General features: G+C 63.9%; 20 protein-coding genes and 1 tRNA gene. 9 read left to right on the top strand and 12 right to left on the bottom strand.

What is annotated here, in order from left to right; all coding sequences use genetic code 11:
• Positions 1 to 307: 307 nt before the first annotated feature.
• The 3 genes from Q0330_RS10905 to Q0330_RS10895 all read right to left on the bottom strand — a co-directional run bounded on the left by Q0330_RS10905 (position 308) and on the right by Q0330_RS10895 (position 2,530).
• Positions 308 to 931 (bottom strand): protein-methionine-sulfoxide reductase heme-binding subunit MsrQ, encoded by a 624-nt coding sequence (locus tag Q0330_RS10905; protein WP_299478684.1) that lies wholly within the window; start codon positions 929 to 931, stop codon positions 308 to 310.
• A complete protein-coding gene (msrP, locus tag Q0330_RS10900) occupies positions 931 to 1,827 on the bottom strand; it encodes a protein-methionine-sulfoxide reductase catalytic subunit MsrP (protein ID WP_299478681.1) in 897 nt (298 codons plus the stop codon). The genes Q0330_RS10905 and msrP overlap by 1 nt, the downstream gene beginning before the upstream one ends.
• 79 nt (positions 1,828 to 1,906) lie before the next feature.
• Positions 1,907 to 2,530: a TetR/AcrR family transcriptional regulator gene (locus Q0330_RS10895; protein ID WP_299478678.1), complete on the bottom strand. Its 624-nt coding sequence runs from the start codon at positions 2,528 to 2,530 to the stop codon at positions 1,907 to 1,909.
• Positions 2,531 to 2,617: 87 nt separating this feature from the next.
• Here Q0330_RS10895 and Q0330_RS10890 point away from each other — a divergent pair, with 87 nt between their 5' ends.
• Positions 2,618 to 3,442 carry an NmrA family transcriptional regulator gene (locus Q0330_RS10890; protein WP_299478675.1) on the top strand — a complete coding sequence of 275 codons (825 nt, stop codon included), beginning with the start codon at positions 2,618 to 2,620 and terminating at the stop codon, positions 3,440 to 3,442.
• A gap of 126 nt (positions 3,443 to 3,568) precedes the next feature.
• On the opposite strand, the gene clpB is transcribed toward Q0330_RS10890, so the two are convergent.
• The 3 genes from clpB to Q0330_RS10875 all read right to left on the bottom strand — a co-directional run bounded on the left by clpB (position 3,569) and on the right by Q0330_RS10875 (position 7,643).
• Complete coding sequence (clpB, locus tag Q0330_RS10885) at positions 3,569 to 6,211, bottom strand: ATP-dependent chaperone ClpB (protein WP_299478672.1); 2,643 nt, start codon at positions 6,209 to 6,211, stop codon at positions 3,569 to 3,571.
• A 266-nt stretch (positions 6,212 to 6,477) separates the two neighbouring features.
• Positions 6,478 to 6,750, bottom strand: a complete 273-nt coding sequence (locus Q0330_RS10880) for a hypothetical protein (RefSeq protein ID WP_299478669.1) — start codon at positions 6,748 to 6,750, stop codon at positions 6,478 to 6,480.
• On the bottom strand, positions 6,747 to 7,643 hold the full coding sequence (locus Q0330_RS10875) for an SPFH domain-containing protein (protein ID WP_299478665.1): 897 nt from the start codon (positions 7,641 to 7,643) through the stop codon (positions 6,747 to 6,749). The genes Q0330_RS10880 and Q0330_RS10875 overlap by 4 nt, the downstream gene beginning before the upstream one ends.
• An 84-nt stretch (positions 7,644 to 7,727) precedes the next feature.
• Between Q0330_RS10875 and pyrF the strand changes: the two genes are divergently transcribed.
• Positions 7,728 to 8,414, top strand: coding sequence for an orotidine-5'-phosphate decarboxylase (gene pyrF / locus Q0330_RS10870; RefSeq protein WP_299478662.1), 687 nt, complete (start codon positions 7,728 to 7,730; stop codon positions 8,412 to 8,414).
• Positions 8,415 to 8,451: 37 nt separating this feature from the next.
• Here pyrF and Q0330_RS10865 read toward each other — a convergent pair whose 3' ends face one another.
• Entirely contained in the window at positions 8,452 to 8,919 is a 468-nt protein-coding gene (locus tag Q0330_RS10865) for a MarR family transcriptional regulator (RefSeq protein ID WP_299478659.1), read from the bottom strand.
• 161 nt (positions 8,920 to 9,080) lie between these two features.
• Between Q0330_RS10865 and Q0330_RS10860 the strand changes: the two genes are divergently transcribed.
• Positions 9,081 to 9,746, top strand: coding sequence for an HAD family phosphatase (locus Q0330_RS10860; RefSeq protein WP_299478656.1), 666 nt, complete (start codon positions 9,081 to 9,083; stop codon positions 9,744 to 9,746).
• A 49-nt stretch (positions 9,747 to 9,795) separates the two neighbouring features.
• Here the strand turns inward: Q0330_RS10860 and Q0330_RS10855 are convergent, their stop codons facing one another.
• The 3 genes from Q0330_RS10855 to Q0330_RS10845 all read right to left on the bottom strand — a co-directional run bounded on the left by Q0330_RS10855 (position 9,796) and on the right by Q0330_RS10845 (position 12,809).
• Complete coding sequence (locus tag Q0330_RS10855) at positions 9,796 to 11,118, bottom strand: TRAP transporter large permease subunit (protein ID WP_299478653.1); 1,323 nt, start codon at positions 11,116 to 11,118, stop codon at positions 9,796 to 9,798.
• The gene (locus Q0330_RS10850; RefSeq protein WP_299478650.1) at positions 11,115 to 11,738 is read right to left on the bottom strand and encodes a TRAP transporter small permease; all 624 of its coding nucleotides are present in this window, start codon (positions 11,736 to 11,738) and stop codon (positions 11,115 to 11,117) included. The genes Q0330_RS10855 and Q0330_RS10850 overlap by 4 nt, the downstream gene beginning before the upstream one ends.
• Positions 11,739 to 11,816: 78 nt before the next feature.
• On the bottom strand, positions 11,817 to 12,809 hold the full coding sequence (locus Q0330_RS10845; RefSeq protein WP_299478647.1) for a TRAP transporter substrate-binding protein: 993 nt from the start codon (positions 12,807 to 12,809) through the stop codon (positions 11,817 to 11,819).
• Between the two features lie 199 nt (positions 12,810 to 13,008).
• Here Q0330_RS10845 and Q0330_RS10840 point away from each other — a divergent pair, with 199 nt between their 5' ends.
• The 3 genes from Q0330_RS10840 to Q0330_RS10830 all read left to right on the top strand — a co-directional run bounded on the left by Q0330_RS10840 (position 13,009) and on the right by Q0330_RS10830 (position 17,709).
• On the top strand, positions 13,009 to 13,872 hold the full coding sequence (locus Q0330_RS10840; RefSeq protein ID WP_299478644.1) for a helix-turn-helix domain-containing protein: 864 nt from the start codon (positions 13,009 to 13,011) through the stop codon (positions 13,870 to 13,872).
• A gap of 97 nt (positions 13,873 to 13,969) precedes the next feature.
• Complete coding sequence (locus Q0330_RS10835; protein ID WP_299478641.1) at positions 13,970 to 15,376, top strand: aldehyde dehydrogenase family protein; 1,407 nt, start codon at positions 13,970 to 13,972, stop codon at positions 15,374 to 15,376.
• 20 nt (positions 15,377 to 15,396) lie between these two features.
• On the top strand, positions 15,397 to 17,709 hold the full coding sequence (locus Q0330_RS10830; RefSeq protein WP_299478638.1) for a tyramine oxidase: 2,313 nt from the start codon (positions 15,397 to 15,399) through the stop codon (positions 17,707 to 17,709).
• 103 nt (positions 17,710 to 17,812) lie between these two features.
• Here the strand turns inward: Q0330_RS10830 and Q0330_RS10825 are convergent, their stop codons facing one another.
• The gene (locus Q0330_RS10825; protein WP_299478635.1) at positions 17,813 to 18,691 is read right to left on the bottom strand and encodes an N-formylglutamate amidohydrolase; all 879 of its coding nucleotides are present in this window, start codon (positions 18,689 to 18,691) and stop codon (positions 17,813 to 17,815) included.
• Between the two features lie 160 nt (positions 18,692 to 18,851).
• On the opposite strand from Q0330_RS10825, the gene Q0330_RS10820 reads away from it, so the two are divergent.
• Together Q0330_RS10820 and ykgO are read left to right on the top strand one after the other, a co-directional pair.
• Positions 18,852 to 18,926 (top strand) — tRNA-Val (locus Q0330_RS10820).
• Between the two features lie 82 nt (positions 18,927 to 19,008).
• Entirely contained in the window at positions 19,009 to 19,134 is a 126-nt protein-coding gene (ykgO, locus tag Q0330_RS10815; RefSeq protein WP_042245282.1) for a type B 50S ribosomal protein L36, read from the top strand.
• An 86-nt stretch (positions 19,135 to 19,220) separates the two neighbouring features.
• On the opposite strand, the gene Q0330_RS10810 is transcribed toward ykgO, so the two are convergent.
• Positions 19,221 to 19,661: a hypothetical protein gene (locus Q0330_RS10810; RefSeq protein WP_299478631.1), complete on the bottom strand. Its 441-nt coding sequence runs from the start codon at positions 19,659 to 19,661 to the stop codon at positions 19,221 to 19,223.
• A 106-nt stretch (positions 19,662 to 19,767) separates the two neighbouring features.
• Between Q0330_RS10810 and Q0330_RS10805 the strand changes: the two genes are divergently transcribed.
• Entirely contained in the window at positions 19,768 to 20,385 is a 618-nt protein-coding gene (locus Q0330_RS10805) for a TetR/AcrR family transcriptional regulator (RefSeq protein ID WP_299478628.1), read from the top strand.
• Positions 20,386 to 20,434: the final 49 nt, after the last annotated feature.

Below are 20,434 nucleotides of genomic sequence, written 5' to 3'. Positions count from 1 at the left end.
AAGACCAAACCGCCCGCATATCTCTTCAAGTATACGCAACAATGTCAAATAGCAGGGAAACAAACAAACCCCAACCGCGCCAATACCCTCGGCGCCGTCAAAGCCGCTGCTTCCAGATTGTGCCCCGTTTCCGAAGCAGAAGCCCTATCTAGTGATCGCTTCCAAAGCCGTCAAGAGCGTTTCTCGACTTTTTCTTCCGCGCCCCGTCTGGGCCCCGTCCGATCCGGCGTCGCCGTTTCGGTGAGGCGGTATCTAGGCCGGTGGTTCGGCGGGCGCAATAGCGATTGTCAGAAAAAAGTTAGAAAACTTACATCGTATTGTTATTAATGTATAATTTTTGCGTCATTCGCAGCAGCGGCAACACACGCAGCGACAGCAGCAGCAGGATGGTCCCGGCGCAGAACAGCGGCCATGCGGTCCACAGCTTCAATGCCCAAAGCCAGTGCAGGCTGGCCAGAACTGCCGCCGGATAGACCAGTTTGTGAAGCCGTCCCCAGCCGCGACCGAGTCGCCGAATCGAGATTCGGTTCGAGGTGATGGCGAGAAGAATCAGAATCACGAAGCTCGCCATGCCGAAGATCAGATAGGGGCGCTTGATCACGTCGCGCAGCATTTGCGGCCAGAGCAGGCCCATGTCGAAGACCACCCAGGCGGCCAGGTGCAGGGAGGCATAGCTGAAGCACAACAGCCCAAGCGCGCGGCGCAGATGGGTTGCGTTCAGGCGAAACAGCCGCCGCGCAGGCGAAACCGCGAGCGACGCGATCAGGAAATAAAGCGCGGTGCGCCCCAGCCGATGCTCGATATCGCGGACCGGGTCGACGCCAAGCTGGCCGGTCAGCGTGTCATAGCCAAGCAGAAGCAGCGGCAGGCCGCCCAGAAGCCAGACGGCCCATTCGGGGATTCGGCGCAGGAAGGCGTTAACCGATTGCATCAATAGTTCTTCGCGAGGTCCATCCCGGCGTAAAGATCCGCCACCTGCTCGGCATAGCCGTTGAACATCGGCGTTTCCTCGCGCCCGCCCAGAAGCCCGGCACCGATTCGCCTTTCGCTCGCCTGGCTCCAGCGGGGGTGATCCACCTGCGGGTTCACATTGGCATAGAAACCGTATTCGTCCGGCTGCAGCCTGTTCCAGCTGGTTGCGGGCTGCTTGTCGGTCAGGGTGATCTTCACCACCGATTTGATCGACTTGAAGCCGTATTTCCACGGCACCACCAAGCGGATCGGCGCGCCGTTCTGGTTCGGCATCGGCTTGTCGTAAAGTCCGGTGGCCAGGATCGTCAGCGGGTGCATCGCCTCGTCGAGGCGCAGCCCCTCGCGATAGGGCCAGTCGATGCCACGGCTTTTCTGGGCCCGCATCTCCTCGGGGCGCAGAAGCGTTTCGAATGCGACGTATTTTGCACCGGGTTGAACGCCGGCCCGCTCCAGCACTCCGGCCAACGGCACGCCGAGCCAGGGGATCACCATCGACCAGGCCTCGACGCAGCGCAGCCGGTAGATGCGTTCCTCCAGCGCGTTCTCGGGGGCGAGGTCCTCGACCCCATAGCTGCCGGAGCGCTCGACCATGCCGCCGATCTCGACCGACCATGGATCGGTCGTCAGCGCGGCGGCGTAACGCGCCGGGTCCTTCTTGTCGAAGCCGAATTCGTAGAAATTGTTGTAATTGGTGATCTCCTCGAAGCTGTTCGGCTTTTCATCCGTCGACAGCGGCGAGGGCCTGCCGCTCAGCGCAAAGGAAGGCGTCGCGGCAAGTGCTGCCGCCCCGGCCATGAAGCCGCGCCGGCTCAACCAGACATGTTCCGGGGTGACATCCGACCATCCGAGCTTCATCGCAACCTCCTCCTGTTCGCCGGCCCATCATGCCTGACAATAGGGCTTGCGACCAAGAAAAGAGTTGTCACAAAAGCGTTTACGCCCTTTGGAGAGGGGCCAGCAGCAGATCGGACATCAATTGCGCACGGTATTGCGCCAGCAGTTCGGCCGCTTCGGCATCCGGCAAGCCGATCGCTTCGCGCACGACGGCGCAGATCTGGGTGATCTGTAGCCGCGAGAATGCGGCAAGCCGCCCTGCAGGGGCATCGACCAGGCCGGACAGCCGTTCCGCAAGCATATTTGCCAGCAGGGCAGATTCTGCGGCGTCCAGCCGTTGCAGCGCCCGGTCGGCCTGCGTCGCCTGCCAGACCGGGTGCATGACTGGCACCTCGCGGTACATCTGGTAATAGCCATCGGCCACGCGGCACAAGGCAGCACCCAGATCGGTCGGCGCCGCGATCAACGCCAGTTCAGCGGCAACACATTCGCGACCGGCTTCGTTCAACCGTTCGGCGAGGGTCGCAATCACCGCCGTCTTGTCGGGAAAATACTGATAGAGCGAGCCGTGCGGCACCCCGGCCCGGGCGACGATATCGCTCATCCTGAAGGAATCCGAGCCTTTCTCCAGCAGCAACTCTTCGGCGCAAGCTAGAATCGCCTCGAACCGCGCGCGGCTGCGCTTCTGCACCGGCACGAGGCGCGGGGTCACCTGTTCGTTCATCGCTTTCCTCATCGTTGACTCGACAAATACGAGATGTTATCGCTTTAGTCAAATACGAGAATCACTCGTATTATGATGGAGGAGAACATGACCGATACGACCGTGATCATCGGCGGGGCCGGCAAGACCGGCGCCCGCGTGGCGGAAGGGCTGGCGGTGCGGGGGAAGCCTGTGCGTGCGGCCTCGCGTTCGACACCGATTCCCTTCGACTGGGACCGTCCTGCGACATGGGGGGCAGCACTTGCCGGCGCGAGGCAGGCCTATGTCACCTTCCAGCCGGACCTGGCGGTGGACGGCGCGGCAGATGCCATTGCCGAGCTGGCCCGCATCGCCATGCGCGAAGGCGTTGCCCATATGGTCCTGCTGTCCGGGCGGGGAGAGCCGGGCGCACAGCGTGCCGAACAGGCGTTGATCGCATCCGGCATCGGCTGGAATGTCGTCCGGGCCAGCTGGTTCATGCAGAATTTCTCGGAAGGTGCCTTTGTCGAGGGCATCCGCGCTGGTCTTCTGGCCCTGCCCGCCGGCGATGTGCCAGAGCCTTTCGTGGATGCCGACGACATCGCCGATGTCGCCGTCGCGACCCTGACCGCCCCGCATCTGCAGGGCCGAGTATTCGAAGTGACCGGTCCGCGCGCCCTGACCTTCGCCGAGGCCGTGGCTGAAATCGCCCGCGCCACCGGACGCGATATCGCCTATCGCCGGATTGGCCTGACCGAGTTCCGCGCCGACCTCGCCCCCTATCTGCCGGGGCCGGTCATCGACCTGCTGGGAGAGTTGTTCACCGAGGTTCTGGACGGCCGGAACATCGCCACGACCGAAGGCATCGAACAGGCCCTTGGCCGCCCCGCCCGCAATTTCGCCGATTTTACGGCCCGGGTCGCCAACAGCGGAATCTGGCGGCAGGCGGCGTGATGGGCACCCTGTCCGCAGCGCGGCATCCTTGGCCGCAGCAGGCAGCTTTCTGATGGCACTGATAGGCTGAAATACGAAAACCCCCGCCATTTCTGGCGGGGGTTCGATCCCGGGCAGATGTCAAACTCAGTGAACCGTCGCGTCCTTCGGACCTTCGCCCACGGCCCCCAGCTTGTTGCCGGCCGTGCCGATGCGGTCGCCGATCCGCAGGCCCTGATCGTCGGCGGTCACCTTGACCACCTGCCCGTCCAGAACCTCGCCCGACAGCAGCAATTCGGCCAGCGGATCCTGCAGCGCACGCTGGATCACCCGCTTCAGCGGGCGGGCGCCATAGACCGGATCGTAGCCTTCCTCGCCGAGCCAGTGCAGCGCCTTGCCGTCCACCTCCAGAGTGATCTTGCGATTGGCCAGACGCGCCTCCAGCAGGGCAAGCTGGATCCTGACGATGCCGTCCATATTGTCGCGGGTCAGGCGACGGAAGATGATGATCTCATCCAGCCGGTTCAGGAATTCGGGGCGGAAATGCGCCCGCACCGCCTCCATCACCTCCTTGCGCGCGACGGTCGAATCGGCATCGTCCGGCAGCGAGGACAGCGCATGGCTGCCCAGGTTCGAGGTCAGCACGATCAGCGTATTCTTGAAGCTGACCTTGCGACCCTGCCCGTCGGTCAACTGACCGTCGTCCAGAACCTGCAACAGCACGTTGAACACGTCCGGATGCGCCTTCTCGACCTCGTCGAACAGCACCACCGAATAAGGCCGGCGCCGCACCGCCTCGGTCAGGACGCCGCCCTCGTCATAGCCGACATAGCCGGGCGGGGCACCGATCAGCCGCGCGACCGAGTGCTTCTCCATGAACTCGGACATGTCGATGCGGACCATCGCGTCCTGATCGTCGAACATGTATTCGGCCATGGCCTTGGTCAGTTCGGTCTTGCCGACGCCGGTCGGGCCGAGGAACAGGAAGCTGCCAAGCGGGCGGTTCTCGTCGTTCAGCCCGGCCCGCGCGCGGCGCACCGATTTCGAGATCGCGGTCACGGCCTCGTTCTGGCCGATCACCCGCTTGCCGAGGATCTCCTCCATCTGCATCAGCTTCTCGCGCTCGCCTTCCAGCATCTTGCTGGTCGGAATGCCGGTCCAGCGTTCGACCACCTCGGCGATCTGCTCGGGGCGGACGGTTTCCTCGACCATCATGCCGTCGCCATCGGCGCCGGCCTCGTCGGCCTCGGTCAACTGCTTTTCAAGGCCGGGGATAATGCCATAGGACAGTTCTCCGGCGCGGGCGAGATTGCCTTCGCGCTTGGCCTGATCCAACTCGGCCCTCGCCTTGTCCAGCTGCTCCTTCAACCCGCGCGAGCCTTCCAGCTTGTCGCGCTCGGCCTGCCAGCGGGCGGTCATGGCATGGGCCCTGTCGCTGAGATCGGCCAGTTCCTTTTCCAGCCGCTCCAGCCGGTCTTTCGAGGCCGCGTCGTCTTCCTTCTTCAGCGCCTCGGCCTCGATCTGCATCTGCAGGATCTGGCGGTCGAGCTGGTCCAATTCCTCGGGTTTCGAATCGACCTCCATCCGCAGGCGGCTGGCGGCCTCATCGACCAGGTCGATGGCCTTGTCGGGCAGGAAACGGTCGGTGATATAGCGGTTCGACAGTTCCGCCGCCGCGACAAGCGCCGCGTCCGAGATGCGCACGCCGTGGTGAAGCTCGTATTTCTCCTTGATGCCGCGCAGGATCGAGATCGTATCCTCGACCGTCGGCTGTTCGACCAGCACCGGCTGGAAGCGGCGGGCAAGGGCCGCGTCCTTCTCGATATACTTGCGGTATTCGTCCAGCGTGGTGGCACCGACGCAATGCAATTCGCCACGCGCAAGCGCCGGCTTGATCAGGTTGGCGGCATCCATGGCGCCATCGGTCTTGCCGGCACCGACCAGGGTGTGCAGTTCGTCGATGAACAGGATCACCTCGCCGGCGGCGCTTTCGATTTCCTTCAGGATCGACTTCAGCCGTTCTTCGAATTCGCCGCGATATTTCGCCCCGGCGATCAGCGCCCCCATGTCGAGCGCCCAAAGCTGCTTGTTGCGCAGAGATTCCGGCACGTCGCCATTGACGATGCGCAGCGCCAGACCCTCGGCAATGGCGGTCTTGCCGACGCCGGGTTCACCGATCAGCACCGGGTTGTTCTTGGTCCGGCGCGACAGCACCTGCATGGCGCGGCGGATTTCCTCGTCCCGGCCGATGATCGGGTCGATCTTGCCGGCGGCGGCGGCCTCGGTCAGGTTGCGCGCGTATTTCTGCAACGCCTCATAGCTGTCCTCGGCACTGGCGCTGTCGGCGGTGCGGCCCTTGCGAATGTCGTTGATGGCGCTGTTCAGCGATTGCGCGTTGACGCCGCCGGCCTGCAAGGCATCGCGGGCATTGGTGTTGACGATGGCAAGCGCGGTCAGCAGGCGCTCGGCCGGCACGAAACTGTCGCCGGCCTTCTGGGCCAGCTTCTGCGCCTCGTCCAGCACGCGCACCAGCGAGGGGTCGACATAGACCTGTCCGTCGCCGCCCGACACTTTCGGCAGCTTGGCCACGGCGGCATCGGTGGCCTGACGCACGGCGCGCGCATCGCCGCCGGATTTCGTGATCAGATTGGTGGCAAATCCCTGATCGTCATCCATCAGGGCCTTCAGCAGGTGCTCCGGCACCACTCGCTGATTTTCCTCGCGGATGGCAACGGTCTGCGCGGCCTGCATGAACCCGCGCGAACGCTCGGTAAATTTTTCCATATCCATGGACATCTCCTTCTCAGCCCCCGGAAATGCGACGCCCGAAATGGCACGGCGCGGGCCGGGTCTCGGGTATCATCTGGTAATCGGATTGACGTCTTGCAATAGCCGCGAGCCGCCTTGGCAGAGTGGCTTGTTGCGCATTCTCAGAAACCTCGACGAGGGTTCCTCGGATGCGCCGGATCGGTCGACATTCGCTGCGGACAGGCCAGCAAGACAAGCATAGGCGCAAGCGCCGCCGCCCGAGTGATCAGGACATGAACGGGCGCAGTTCAGTCGTCGTTGATGTCGCGATCCCAGATCCGCACCTGCCCGTGGCGCACGCCGACCACCCGGCGCAGCGCCAGCCAGGCCACGCCCGACAGGGCCGCGACGACGACCAGCAGAAGCGGCAGCCCGGGCGAGGCGATGCCCGCCAACAGGCCAAGCCCCACCACGGCGCAGGATATCGCGATGCCGAGAAAGACATAAGCCGGCGCCAGCAGTTCCAGCACCGCCAGCACGGCGGCAATGATCAGCCAGGTCCAGCCGCTTTCCCAGATCATGATTTCGGCCGCCCCTGCAGCATCCGGAAGGCATCGCCAAGCGCCTCGACGGCATTGGCCGGCAGCACGATGGTCTGCTTGCCCGAGCCCTGCCCGATCGTCGCCAGCGCATCGACCTGCTTCATCGCCACCTGATATTGCGCCGCTTCCAGCCCGCCCTTGGCAATGGCCTCGGAAATCGCGGTGGTCGCGAAAGCCTCGGCTTCGGCCAGAATGCGCTTGGCCTTGGCCTGCTGCTCGGCGGCATAAAGATCGCCATCGGCGGCCAGTTCGACCGCGCGGCGCTTGCCCTCGGCCTCGGTGACCTGGGCGCGACGGGCGCGTTCTGCATTCAACTGCTGCAACATCGCGGCGCGGGTGGCGTCGTCCAGATTGACATCGAGGATCTCGGCCCGGGTCACTTCGACGCCCCAGTCGTCAACGGCATTGGCAACCGATTCCTTCACCCGCTGGATCAGCTGCGCGCGGTTCGACTGGACCTGGTCCAACTCCATCTGGCCGATCTCGGAACGGACGATCCCGGCCACGGTTGTGGCAATGGCACCGTCGATATCGCGGATCCGGTAGACGGTCTTTTCCGGTTCGAGAATGCGATAGAAGACGCTGGTTTCGACCTGCACCAGCACGTTATCGGCGGTGATCGCATCCTGGCTGGAGGTCGGAAGCTGGCGTTCCAGAATGGAAATCTTGTGGCGCACGCGGTCGATGAACGGGAAAATGAAGTTGATCCCCGGCCCCAGCACGGCGCGCAACCGGCCAAAGCGCTCGACCACATATTTTTCGGATTGCGGCACGATGCGCACCGCCATCATCACCATGACGAAAATGACGACGGCAATCAGGAAAAAACTGGCGTTCTGGCCAAGAAACTCGGTAATCAACTGGTCTGGCATCGTCTTCTCCGCTATTCGACCTGCGGCCATAACCTAAGAGGCGTGGCACGAAGTTCAAGCGAAACCGGGCAGAGGAAAAGGGTGATGGATGACAGGCTGATCGTGGCACTGGATGTCGGCAATGCGCTGGCAGGGCTGGAGCTGGCCGAGCGCATCGGTGACGCGGTTTCCTTCTACAAGATCGGGCTGGGGATGCTGACCGGCGGCGGGCTTGCGCTGGCACAGGAGTTGAAGGACCAGCACGGCAAGAAGATCTTCCTCGACATGAAACTGTTCGATATCGGCGCCACCGTCGAGGCGGCGGTGCGCGGGTTGGCGCAATGCGATCTGGATTTCCTGACCGTGCATGGCGATCCGCATGTGGTGCGCGCGGCCAAGGAAGGCGCGGCAGGGTCGGGGATGAAGATACTGGGCGTGACGGTGCTGACCTCGCTCGACCGGGCCGATCTGGACGCGGCGATGATCCGTCCCGGCGATCTGCACGAACTGACCGTCGAACGCGCCGCCCGCGCCTTCGAGGCCGGCGCCGATGGCGTCATTGCCAGCCCGCGCGAAGCGGCGGCGATCCGCGCCCTGCCCGAATCGGCTGGCCGGCTGATCGTGACCCCGGGCGTGCGACCCGCCGGCGCAGCACTTGGCGATCAGAAGCGGGTCGAAACACCAGCCGCCGCGATTGCCGCAGGCGCGGATCACATCGTCGTCGGTCGTCCGATCTGGCAATCCCCCGATCCGCGCGCCGCCGCGCAGGCGATTCTGGCCGAACTGAGCTAGCAGCCGCCTTCCCGCGACGGCCGGGACCGGGGCTGAATTAAAGCTGCTCCAGATTGGTCAATAGCATCCCAAGCTGACGCAACAGCGTCGCGCGCTGGCTTTCATCAAAGCCGGCCGTCATGGCGTCATTTATCCCGATCACAACCGGACGTATGCGGGCGTGTGCCGCAACCCCGCCTTCGGTCAGGCTCACCAACCGCAGCCTGCTATCGGCATCGCTCATCTCGCGGCGCACCAACCCCTGAGTCTCCAGGCTGTCGAGAGCACGGCTCATCGTCGGCTGCTCGGCAATGGCATAACCGCAAAGTTCGCTGACAGTCAGGCGCCCATAGGTATGCAGCGTCACGATGATACGCATCTGCAAGGTCGACACTTCGGTCGAACGCAGCCGGGCGTGGACGATATGGTTATACTTGTGGACGATGTGGTTAAGAGGAAACGAGGGCAGAGCCTCAAGATCGGTGATCCGAGGTTGTCTGACCTGTATTACTCTTTCAGAATGCATTGAAATGTCCTCAGTGATGGACTCCCTCTCCATTAGTATAGCGCAAATCCGCTCAAAGCTGCAGGCCTCCGTTTCTTGACGGCCTGCGCAGTGATCGGCTTGACGCGCTTGCGCATCATGCGATGACTCCTACGGTCTGGAACGCTGGCGAAGGAATACGAATGCACGAAGGATCACCGATCAACCTGACCCGCTTTCGCGCGGCCATCTTCGATCTCGACGGAACTCTGGTCGACAGCGAACCCGCCTGGGAGGCCGCGAAGCACGCCGTAGCCGCCCGTCACGGGTGCCGGATCAGCGAAGCCCAGATCCTCGCCAGCGTCGGGCGCAGCATGGATGAGCTGGTGGCCCAGGTCTTCGAACCCGCCACCCCCGAAGCCGCCCGCGCCATCGAGGAGGAGGTGTTTGCCGCCGTCGATGCCTGGATGCCCTCGTTGCGCAGGCCGATCCCGGGTGCGGCGGATTTCCTGCGCGAATTGCACGGGCGCGGCTTGCGGATCGCGCTCTGCTCTTCTTCGCCGGAGCGGCTGATTCGCGACGCCCTGGAACAGATCGGCGTGCTGGACGTGGTCGAGGTGATCGTCTCGGCCGATCCGCTGCCGCGCCGCAAGCCCGACCCGATGCCCTATGAGGTCACGGTGAAGACGCTTGGCCTGCCGCCCGAAGCGGTGATCGTCTTCGAGGATGCCATTGCCGGCGTCCGCTCGGCCAGGGGCGCGGGGCTGTTCACCGCCGGGATCGGACCCGAGGTCGCGGCACCGGAATTCGACATCTGCGACCTGCGCGCGCCGGATTATCCGGCGATGCGCGCGGCGCTGAACATGTGAAAAGGGCCGCCCCGAAGGGCGGCCCGATCCGTTTTCCAACAGCCCGGCGCTACATCCCCAGCAATCGCGGCAGGAACAGCGAGATTTCCGGGATATAGGTGACCAGAAGCAGGAAGGTCAGCGCCGTCAGCAGCCAGGGCAGCGCCGATTTGCTGACCTCGGTCAGGCCCAGCCGCGAGATGGCCGAACCCACATAAAGGTTCAGCCCGACCGGCGGCGTGCACAGCCCGATCTCCATGTTGACGACCATCATGATCCCGAAATGCACCGGATCGACGCCCAGCTTGACCGCCACCGGATAAAGGATCGGCGCCATGATCAGCACGATGGCCGACGGCTCCATCACCATGCCGATGAACAGCAGCATGACGTTGACGACCATCAGGAAGCCGACTTTGCCAAGCCCGAGATCGACGATCCAGGCCGACAGCGATTGCGGGATCTGTTCCGAGGTCAGGATGAAGGCGAACATCACCGCGTTGGTGATGATGTAAAGCAGCATCGCCGACATCGCCGCCGATTGCAGCAGGACCTTGGGCACCTCGCGCAGCGTGATGTCCTTGTAGACCCAGACCGCGATCACGAAGGCATAGACGGCACTGACGGCCGCGGCCTCGGTCGGGGTGAAGAAGCCGCCATAGATGCCGCCCATGATGATGACGATCAGCATCAGCCCCCAGACCGATTCGCGGAAGGCGCGCCAGCGCTCGCCCCAACTGGCCTTGTCCATGCGCGGATAGTTGTTCGCCCGCGCCCGCCAATAGGTCGTGACCCCCAGCATCGTCGCCAGCATCAGGCCCGGGATCACCCCGGCCATGAACAGCGCCCCGATCGAGGCCGACAGCACCGTCTCGCCCTCGGGGCCGGTCACCACCATGCCGGTGGTGGCCACCGAATACATGACCATGACGATCGAAGGCGGGATCAGGATGCCCAGCCCGCCGGCCGTGGCGATGGAACCGACGCCGAACTGCGGCGGATAGCCCTGCTTGACCATGGCCGGGATCAGAATCGAACCCACGGCCATCACCGTCGCCGGCGAAGACCCCGAGATCGCCGCGAACAGCGCGCAGGCGAAGACCGCGGCCATGCCCATGCCGCCATACCAATGCCCCACCATCGAGGTCGCGAAGCGGATCATCCGTCGCGCCACCCCGCCATGGGTCAGGAAATTGCCGGCCAGGATGAAGAACGGGATCGCCATGATCTCGAACTTCTCGATGCCGGTGAACAGCTTCAGCGCGATGCTGTCCATCGGGATTTCGGTGAAGCCGAACAGGAAGGTGAAGACGGTCAGGCCAAGCGCGATCGACACCGGCATGCCGGTGATTAGCAGCACCGATAGGATCAGGAAGATGATGAGCGCGGTCATGCCTTGCCCTCCGAGGCGACTTCGGCCTCTTCCTCGACACCCTCGACGGAGCTGATGTCGTGATGAGCGATATAGCCGGTGGTCAGATACCAGTAGAGCGCCTGGATGAAGCGGAAGCACATCAGCGCCGAACCCAGCGGCACAGCGAGATAGACGACCCACATCTTGATTTCGAGATCCGGCGAGGTCTGCCCGTTCAGGTAGACGTGATAGACGAAATCGGCGCCGAACCAGGCGACGATGGCGGTGAAGATGATGCCGCCCGACATGGCGATGGTGGTCACGACCTTCTTCGCCGTGCCCTCAAGCCGTTCCGACAGGATGTCGACGCCGACATGGATGCCGATCCGCACGCCGTAAGCCGCACCGAATTTCGCCATCCAGACGAAAAGGTAGATGCAGGCCTCCTGCGCCCAGACCAGATTCAGTCCGCGCATCCAGGAATAGAACGAGCGTGCCCCGTTGCTGAGCCACTCGATCCCCCAGCCGCGGCTGGCGCGAACCAGGTCAGCGGTCATGTCGAGCGCGTATCGCTGAGTGACCGAGACGAAGATCAGGATCGTCGCGGCGGCCATCAGCAGGATGATGAAAATCTCTTCGAAACGGTCCAGAAACCGCATCGCGTCCCCCCTGTCATGTCACTTGTTATGATTCTGGTTGGAAGGGGCCGGGCATTGCCTGCCCGGCCCCTTCACCGATCAGTTGGCGGTCGCCGCTTCGATCTGGGCGATCAGGTCGGCCCCGATACGATCGGCCATTTCCTCGCGGACCGGCAGCAGCACCTCTTTCCAGGCGGCCTTTTCCTCGTCGGTCATCTCGTGGAACTCGGTCGTGCCGGCATCCATCATCGCCTGCAGGGCCTTGTCGTTCTCGTCCTTGGCGATGCCGTTGGCATAGGTGGTCGCCTCGGCCATGGCCTGCTCAAGCTGGCCGCGCACGTCTTCCGGCAGGCCGTCCCAGAATTCCTTGTTCACGATCACCGCGTAACCCAGATAGCCGTGGTTCGACAGCGTGGCGTGCTTCTGCACCTCGTTCATCTTCTGGGTATACATGTTCGAGGGCGGGTTCTCGGTGCCGTCGACGACGCCGGTCTGCAGACCCTGATAGACTTCAGAGAAGGCCATAACCTGCGGCACCGCGCCAAGGGCGTTCATTTCGGCTTCCAGCACTTTCGAGGACTGGATGCGCATCTTCAGGCCAAGGAAATCGTCCGGCTCGATCAGCGGCGAGTTCGCCGACATGATCTTGAAGCCGTTATCCCAATAGGCCAGGCCCTTGATGCCCTTGTCTTCCAGCTTGGCCAGCATTGCCTTGCCGACATCGCCATCGGTCACCTTGCGCAGCGCGTCATAGCCGTCGAAGATATAGGGCAGGTCGAAAGCCTCGAAATCCTGGATGCCGAGCGGGCCGAACTTGGCCAGCGAGGGCGCGAGCATATGCACGGCGCCAAGCTGAAGGGCCTCCAGCTCTTCCTTGTCCTTGTAGAGCTGGCTGTTCGGGTAGATTTCGACCTTCACCTTGCCTTCGGTATATTGCTCGGCCAGTTCCTTGAACTTCTCGGCGCCCTTGCCCTTCGGCGTGTCGGGCGCGACCACATGGCTGAACTTGATGGTGATATCCTGTGCCCAGGCACCCGCGCCCAGACCAAGCGAAATGATGGCCGCCAGGCCGGCGGTTACGATACGGTTCATATTGACCTCCCCGTTTATTCGTTCACTCGTATTGGGAAGGCCCGCCTTTGACGGTTATGTCCTCCCTCAATTTCTTCATTAGAACGAATTATCGGCGCTGCATATGGGACATTTTGCACGGCACCGACGCAAGGCTTGACCGAATCGTCGGAACGAATAATATATTTTGAGTTCGAAATATATTCCGTAGGGATATGCCGTGTCAGAAACCGCATTGGAACTGCAAGGCGCCGATCCGCGCCGCTTCCAGCAGGATTTGCAGGCGGTTTGCGGCGCCTTTCATGTGCATAAAGCGCCGCGACCCGCCGGTTCGGTCACGGCCGGTCGTTTCGGCGGGCTGGACCTCGTCCGGGTTGCAACCAATGCCCGCGCCATCGAGCGTGACGAACGCGACGCCCGCCGCGACCATGCGCCCCATTATTTCCTGATCCGCCAGCTGGCCGGTTCGGCCCGGATGGAGCAACGCGGCCAACGGGTCGTGCTTGCGGCGGGCGACTTCTTCCTGGCCAGTTCGACGCGGGCATCGCTTTTCCGCTATGATGACGCTTCCTTGCAGGCCTCATTGCATTTGCCGCGCCGCCCCTTGGCAGAGGCTTTCGGACAAAGCGCGGGCGCAGGATTGCACCTGCCCGGCGCCTCGATCATGGGCCGGGCCGTGGCCCGCGCGCTTGGCCGGCTGGCCGGGCAACCGGACGAGCTTGCCGATCTACTGGCCATAGCCCTGCGCAACATGAACGCGCCCGATCTTGCCCTGACCGCCGCCGCGCAGGATCTGATCGCCCGCCGCGCCGGCGATCCGGCGCTGACGCCCGCCGGCCTCGCCGCGATGCTGGGCGTCTCTCTGCGGCAGTTGCAGCGCGCCTTCTCGGCGGAAGGCAGCACCGCCTCGACCGCCATCGCCGCGCGGCGAATGGAAACTGTGCGCAACCTCCTGCGCCTCTGCCCTGAAATGACCGTCACCGCCTGTGCCGAGCAGGCGGGCTTCCCCGACATCTCGCGCTTCACCCGCGATTTCCGTAATCTGCATGGCTGCACACCGGGCCAGTATCGCCGCACCGCCTGACGCGCCCTGTCGCGATTCGCCAAGACGGCCCCCGGCCCCGCGCCTAGCCTGAAAGTCAGAGGAGACGCAGCACGATGAGTCCTGCGGGGAGGAACACATGACCAAGACCTATCCGAATATCATCGACGGCGCCCGCGACGAGGCCGGCGCCGGTTTCGATGTCATCAACCCTTCGACCGGGGCCGTCGCGGGCCGCGCGCTGGGTGCCAATGCCGAGGCGCTCGACCGCGCCGCAGCCGCCGCCCGCAAGGCCTTTCCGGGCTGGGCCGCCACGCCCTGGGCCGACCGGCAGGCGGCCTGCAACAAGATCGCCGCACTGATCGGCGAGAATGCCGAGGAGCTTGCAACGCTTCTGTCGACCGAGCAGGGCAAGCCCCTGAACGGCGTCGGTGCCCGCTTCGAGATCGGCGGCTGTCAGGCCTGGACCGGCTATACCGCCAGCCTCACGCTGGAACCCGAGATCCTGCAGGATAACGAGGAAGGCCGGGTCGAGCTGCACCATGTCCCGATCGGCGTGGTGGGCGCGATCACGCCGTGGAACTGGCCGGTGCTGATCGGCATCTGGCACATTATCCCGACCATCCTCGCCGGCAATTGCGTCATCATCAAACCGTCCGAGAACACGCCGCTTTCGACCCTGCGACTGGTCGAGATCATGCAGGAGGCCCTGCCGCCCGGCGTCGTTCAGGCGCTGGCATCGGAAGGCGATCTGGGACCGCTGATGACCGCCCATCCGGGCATCGACAAGATCAGCTTCACCGGCTCGATCCCGACCGGCTCGCGGGTCATGGCCTCGGCGGCGAAGGACATCAAGCGGGTGACGCTGGAACTCGGCGGCAACGATCCGGGCATCGTGCTGCCCGACGTGGACCCCGCCGCCATCGCCGAAGGGCTGTTCTGGGGCTGCTTCATCAATAACGGCCAGACCTGCGCCGCGCTGAAGCGGCTTTACGTCCACGAAGACGTGCACGACGCCGTGGTCGAGGCGCTCGCTGGCGTGGCCAAGGCGATGCCGATGGGCGACGGGCTGGACGAATCCAGTATCGTCGGCCCGATCCAGAACCGTGACCAGTACAATATCGTCAAGGATTTCGTGCAGGACGCGCTCGACAAGGGGGCCAGGCTGGTCACCGGCGGCGTGCCAACGGGCAATGACCTGTTCTTCCCCACGACGATCCTGACCGGGGTCGAACCGGGGATGAAGCTGCACGACCTGGAACAGTTCGGCCCGGCCATCGGCGTCACCAAATGGCGCGACGAAGACGCCGTGATCGCGCTCGCGAATGACGACAAATGCGGGCTCGGCGCCTCGGTCTGGTCGGGCGATGCGGACCGCGCGCGCAAGCTGGCCGACCGCATCAGCGCCGGCTCGGTCTGGATCAACAAGCACGGGATGATCCAGCCCAACGCGCCTTTCGGCGGCGTCCGCCAATCCGGGATCGGCGTCCAGTTCGGCACCGCCGGCCTGCGCGAATGCACCAATGTGAAAACGATCATCCGCTGATCGACGACAGGGAGAATGAGATGAAACACAAGCTGACAACCGGCCTGACGCTGGCCGCGGCCCTTATGGGCTCGGCCGCGCTGGCCCACCCGCTCGACGGGCTGACCGGAGAGGAAATCCGCAAGGCAACCGAAATCCTGCGCAGCGCGGGCGAGGCCGACGATTCCACGCTTTATCCGCTGATCGAGTTGAAGGAACCGCCGAAGGAACAGGTGCTGACCTGGCAGGAGGGCGACGCGCTCGACCGCCGCGCCACCGTCGACTTCGCCACACCCGAGGGCTTCAAGCGCGCCCTGGTCAACCTGACCCAGGGCACGGTCGAGGAATCGGCCCCGACCGCAGGTCAGCCGATGGTGATGTATGGGGAATTCGCCAAGGCGATGGAGGTCGCGCTGTCGGATGAACGCGTGATCGCCGGACTGGAGGCACGCGGCGTCAAACCCGAGGAGGCCTTCTGCCTGCCGCTGACCGCCGGCAATTTCCTGACCCCGGAATACGAGGGCAACCGTCTGATGAAGGTGCCCTGCTACAAGGCGCCCTCGGGGTCGTCCAACTGGTATGCAAAGCCCCTGGAAGGGCTTTACGCCATGGTTGACCTGCAGAACGGCACCGTCACCGAGGTGATCGACCACGGCGCCATCCCCGCACCCGAGGATAACTGGGGCTATACCGAGGCCGAGATCGCCGAACGCGTGCCGCTGCGCCCGGCCAGCAACGCGGCGCGGCTCTCGCAGCCGGGCGGGCCGAATTACACCGTCGAGAACGGCGTGGTGAACTGGGACATCTGGCGCTTCCGCTGGCGCACCGGCAAGCGCCCGGGCCTCGTGCTGTCGAATGTCGATGTGCGCGACGGCGAGGAATGGCGCTCGGTGCTGTATCAGGCGCATCTTTCGGAAGTCTTCGTGCCCTATATGGACCCGTCCGAGGGCTGGTACTGGCGCACCTATATGGACAGCGGCGAATACGGGTTCGGCCTGTTCCTGACGCCCCTGCGCAAGAATATCGACTGCCCGGATTACGCCACCTTCCTGCCCGCCGTGATCAATGACGATGCCGGCAACCCGATGGAGATCCCCGACGCCATCTGCATCTTCGAGCGCGATATCGGCGACCCGGCCTGGCGCCATTTCGAGGTTTTCGAGCAGGGGCCCGACAAGTTCGTTCCCGCAGAGGGCCGGCCAGAGACTGAACTGGTCATCCGCTCCGCTTCCGAGGTCGGCAATTACGACTATCTGATCGACTATCGTTTCAAGCAGAACGGCGACATCTACATCAAGGTCGGTGCCTCGGGCCTCGATGCGGTCAAGGGCGTCGCCTCGACCAGCATCGACGATCCGACCGCCGAAGCCGACACGAAATTCGGCAGCCTGATCGCGCCGCATCTGGTGGCGCCGAACCACGATCACTACTTCAACTTCCGGCTGGATTTCGACATCGACCAGCCCGCCAACATGGCCTCAACGCTGGACATCGTCCCGGCTGAAAACCTGCCCGACGTGCCGCGCAAGTCGATGTGGCAGGTGAACGAGGTGATGGCCCATTCCGAGCTTGAGGCCCGCTATACGTTCAGCGCCTTCAAGCCGCGTTACTTCCATGTGATGAATGGAAGCAGGAAAGGTCAGCTCGGCTATAACCCGGCCTATATGATCCACCATGGCAGCATCGCCTATGGGCCTTACGACTTCGAGAACGACCCGCCCTTCAAGCGCAACCGCTATCTGGAATACAGCCTGTGGAACACGGTCTACGACCCCGATCAGCGCTATGCCGGTGGGACCTTCGCGATGCAGTCGGACGGCTCGGACACGCTGGCGCAATGGGTCGAGGACGACCAGTCGCTGCATGACGCCGATATCGTCAGCTGGTTCACGGCGGGCTTCCACCACATCCCGCGGGTCGAGGATTGGCCGGTCATGTCGACCGAGTGGAAGACCATCCACCTGATGCCGATGAACTTCTTCGCCATGAACCCGGCTGCGACCATCCGCCTGCCCGCCGGCGACGAAGCGGCGCTGCCGGTCGAAGGCGCGGCCCCCGCCGCTGCCGAAGAGGCGGAAGCCGAAACCGCACCCGAGGCACCTGCGGCAGAAGCTGAACCCGCATCGGCCGAGACAGAGGCACCCGAAGCCGAAGCACCCGAAGCCGAAGCAGCGCCGGAAGCCGTCACTGACGCAGCAACCGGGGTCGAGGCCATGGCTGACGAAGCCAAGGCCGCATTGGACGACGCCAAGGCAGAGGTCGAGGACAGCCTGAAATCGGCCCTCGATGGTGCGATGAACGATGCCGCCGAGGCCCTGGGTGCCGAAGCGCCGGCCCCGAAACCGGCGCAGTAAGGCAGCGGACGAAAAGCCACAAAAGGCGGGGCATGTCCCCGCCTTTTATCATGGCCGTAGCGCTACAGCTCCGGCAATGCGGCACGATGCGCGGATTGCTTGCTTATTCCGCCGCGACCTTGGCCCTGATGTGATCGGGACGAAGCCCGGCGAGTTCTTGCAGCACCTGACCGAGCTGCACCTGAAGCCTGGCATAGCCCTCCGAAGGCACCATTTCGCGGTGGTCGAGATAGAGCGCACGGTCAATCTCGACCTGAAGCACATGCACTCCCTGCGTCGGTCGACCGTAGGCAGACGCGACATAGGCGCCGGAAAACGGCGCGTTCAGCCGCAGCCGGAAACCGTGATGCCGGAAGACGCCGCAAACCCGCTCTCGCAGGACGGCGGCGCAGCTGATGCCGTGGCGGTCGCCGATGACGACCTCGGGATGGGGCGGCAGCATATGGGCGACGGCGTCATGCGGCATCGAATGCATGTCGATGACAATGGCCCAGCCGAAGCGCGCCCGCGCCTCGTCGATCAACTCGCGCAGCGCCTCGTGATAGGGGCGCCAATAGGTTTCGATCCGACGCTGCGCCTCGGCCAGCGGGATCGGCGCGTGCCGGATCGGCCGGGCACCCGAGACAACACGGGGAATCACCCCAAGCCCGGCGATGGCGCGCGGCGTGGTTGGCCGGCTGCGCCCGCAATCCACCGCCTCGGGGTCCAGTTCAGACGCGCCGCGATTGAGATCGACGATGCTGCGCGGCAGCCGCGCGGTCAGCGTGACCGCCCCGGCTTCCAGCGCCGGCTGGATCAGCTCGTCCATGAAGGCATCTTCCGAGGAGCGCAGCGCCTGCACGTCAAGGCAGGTCTCGGTCAGGAACCAGTCGGGATAATCGCGACCCGAATGCGGCGAACAGACGATCACCCCGCTGGCCCAATGGTCCGGCATCTGCAAATCGTGGCTGAAGGCGTCCCGTATCGTCGCTGGCTGTTCCATCCGGCCCCCTCGGGTGGCGCGTGTTCGCTGCACTGTTCTGCCCGTGTTTATAACCATGCGCTTTTCTGTCGCCAACCGTCTTGAAACCCCCGGGGACTGCCTATATAGACCCCCGAACCGAGCGAGAAGGCGCCCATCCGGGACCGAATCGCACGGCAAGGGGCGGTTAGCTCAGCGGTAGAGCACTACGTTGACATCGTAGTGGCCACTGGTTCGATCCCAGTACCGCCCACCATTTTTCGCGCCCCCGGGCTTATGACCGGGGGTATTTCAGTTTGCAGGCGCTTGGCTTGAGCGCTTCTATGAGGGGAAGACCGATGAAGGTTCGCAACTCGCTCCGCTCGCTCAAGAGCCGCCACCGCGATTGCCAGGTGGTGCGCCGCAAGGGCCGGATCTATGTGATCAACAAGACCAACCGTCGCTTCAAGGCCCGTCAGGGCTGATCGAGACGGAGGCGGCCCTTCGGGGCCAGCAACCTGAACCCGCCAGCGATGGCGGGTTTTTTCGTTTGTATCGGCGCGCAGAGCGATCAGCGCGTGGTGACCGGGACCAGCGCCGTGACCGGCTGGCCATCGACCAGAATCGGCTGGTGAAAGTCGTCGGCCAGCAGGATGCCGATGACATGCGCCCCCTTCGGCTCGCTGCAATGACCGAATCGGGCGACGATCAGCGGGCCGCCGAAATCGCTGTTCATGCTGTTATAGGTCTTGCCGGGGATATTGCAGCTGTCGCCCTCGGGGTCGATCCGCATGTGGACATGGCCGCAGCGCGCATCCTCGCCGCAGCTTCCGGCGGGCATCAGCCTGAAATTGCTGGTCACGACCACACCGATCCGGCCCTCGGGATCGTCGCCAAGGGGGATCTCGGCACCGGCGGGGGGCCAGACGATGTCCAGGCTTGGGGCCTCGTCGGCAAGGACGGGCAAGGCAGGCAACAGAAGACAGGTGAGCATGGCGATTCTGGCGATCATGATTCGGTCCTATCCATAATGTAATCAATGATTACATTATGGATATACGGCTTCGGATTGTGCTGCAACCGGCCTTTGCATAGTGTCCCGGGCCAAGGAGACTGGAATGCCGGAAGAACATAAGCCCTATCACCACGGCAACCTCGTGCCGGTGCTGATCGAAACGACGATCACGCTGATCGAGGAAATCGGTGCCGAAAACGTGACCGTGCGCGAGGTGGCCAAGCGCGCAGGCGTCTCGGCCGGCGCGCCTTTCCGGCATTTCAAGTCGAAGACGGCGCTGATGACGGCGGTGGCTGAACAGGCGATAGAGCGACTGCTGGAAGCCGTGAATGCGGCACAGGACCCGGCGCTGGAAGACGATCCACTGGCGCAGATCGAGCGGATCGGGATCGGCTATCTGAACTGGGTGCGCCACAATCCGACCCATTTCCAGGTCATCAGCAACCGCGAGTTGATCGACTTCGAATCCTCCGTGCTGGCGGTGCAGTTGAACGCGGTGATCCGGCAGCGCATGGCCGAGTTGCTTACCCGCGCCCGCGACCAGGGCGATCTGGCCCCGGGGCTGGAGGTCGACACAGTCATCCTCGGCTGCCGGGCCATGGTCTATGGCCTCGCGCGCATGTATGCCGACGGGCATTTCCCCGAATGGCAACCCGGGGGCGAGCCTTTCGACTGGATGAAGCGCACCCTTTCGGCGATGATGGTGCGGCTGCGCGCCTAGAGCATTTCGATTTTAACTTGATGCATATCCGGTGGCGGTGAAGTAGTTT

This window comes from uncultured Paracoccus sp. (assembly GCF_937873615.1).
In the GTDB taxonomy this organism is placed as follows: Bacteria; Pseudomonadota; Alphaproteobacteria; order Rhodobacterales; family Rhodobacteraceae; genus Paracoccus.
Note: the sequence above shows the minus strand (reverse complement) of the source record. Positions and strands in the feature narration are given on the sequence as shown.

Bases quoted from the DNA above. Each gene is read 5' to 3' on its own strand.
- Q0330_RS10905 (WP_299478684.1), bottom strand. From the start codon at position 931: ATGCAATCGGTTAACGCCTTCCTGCGCCGAATCCCCGAATGGGCCGTC.
- msrP (WP_299478681.1), bottom strand. From the start codon at position 1,827: ATGAAGCTCGGATGGTCGGATGTCACCCCGGAACATGTCTGGTTGAGC.
- Q0330_RS10895 (WP_299478678.1), bottom strand. From the start codon at position 2,530: ATGAACGAACAGGTGACCCCGCGCCTCGTGCCGGTGCAGAAGCGCAGC.
- Q0330_RS10890 (WP_299478675.1), top strand. From the start codon at position 2,618: ATGACCGATACGACCGTGATCATCGGCGGGGCCGGCAAGACCGGCGCC.
- clpB (WP_299478672.1), bottom strand. From the start codon at position 6,211: ATGGATATGGAAAAATTTACCGAGCGTTCGCGCGGGTTCATGCAGGCC.
- Q0330_RS10880 (WP_299478669.1), bottom strand. From the start codon at position 6,750: ATGATCTGGGAAAGCGGCTGGACCTGGCTGATCATTGCCGCCGTGCTG.
- Q0330_RS10875 (WP_299478665.1), bottom strand. From the start codon at position 7,643: ATGCCAGACCAGTTGATTACCGAGTTTCTTGGCCAGAACGCCAGTTTT.
- pyrF (WP_299478662.1), top strand. From the start codon at position 7,728: ATGGATGACAGGCTGATCGTGGCACTGGATGTCGGCAATGCGCTGGCA.
- Q0330_RS10865 (WP_299478659.1), bottom strand. From the start codon at position 8,919: ATGCATTCTGAAAGAGTAATACAGGTCAGACAACCTCGGATCACCGAT.
- Q0330_RS10860 (WP_299478656.1), top strand. From the start codon at position 9,081: ATGCACGAAGGATCACCGATCAACCTGACCCGCTTTCGCGCGGCCATC.
- Q0330_RS10855 (WP_299478653.1), bottom strand. From the start codon at position 11,118: ATGACCGCGCTCATCATCTTCCTGATCCTATCGGTGCTGCTAATCACC.
- Q0330_RS10850 (WP_299478650.1), bottom strand. From the start codon at position 11,738: ATGCGGTTTCTGGACCGTTTCGAAGAGATTTTCATCATCCTGCTGATG.
- Q0330_RS10845 (WP_299478647.1), bottom strand. From the start codon at position 12,809: ATGAACCGTATCGTAACCGCCGGCCTGGCGGCCATCATTTCGCTTGGT.
- Q0330_RS10835 (WP_299478641.1), top strand. From the start codon at position 13,970: ATGACCAAGACCTATCCGAATATCATCGACGGCGCCCGCGACGAGGCC.
- Q0330_RS10830 (WP_299478638.1), top strand. From the start codon at position 15,397: ATGAAACACAAGCTGACAACCGGCCTGACGCTGGCCGCGGCCCTTATG.
- Q0330_RS10825 (WP_299478635.1), bottom strand. From the start codon at position 18,691: ATGGAACAGCCAGCGACGATACGGGACGCCTTCAGCCACGATTTGCAG.
- ykgO (WP_042245282.1), top strand. From the start codon at position 19,009: ATGAAGGTTCGCAACTCGCTCCGCTCGCTCAAGAGCCGCCACCGCGAT.
- Q0330_RS10810 (WP_299478631.1), bottom strand. From the start codon at position 19,661: ATGATCGCCAGAATCGCCATGCTCACCTGTCTTCTGTTGCCTGCCTTG.
- Q0330_RS10805 (WP_299478628.1), top strand. From the start codon at position 19,768: ATGCCGGAAGAACATAAGCCCTATCACCACGGCAACCTCGTGCCGGTG.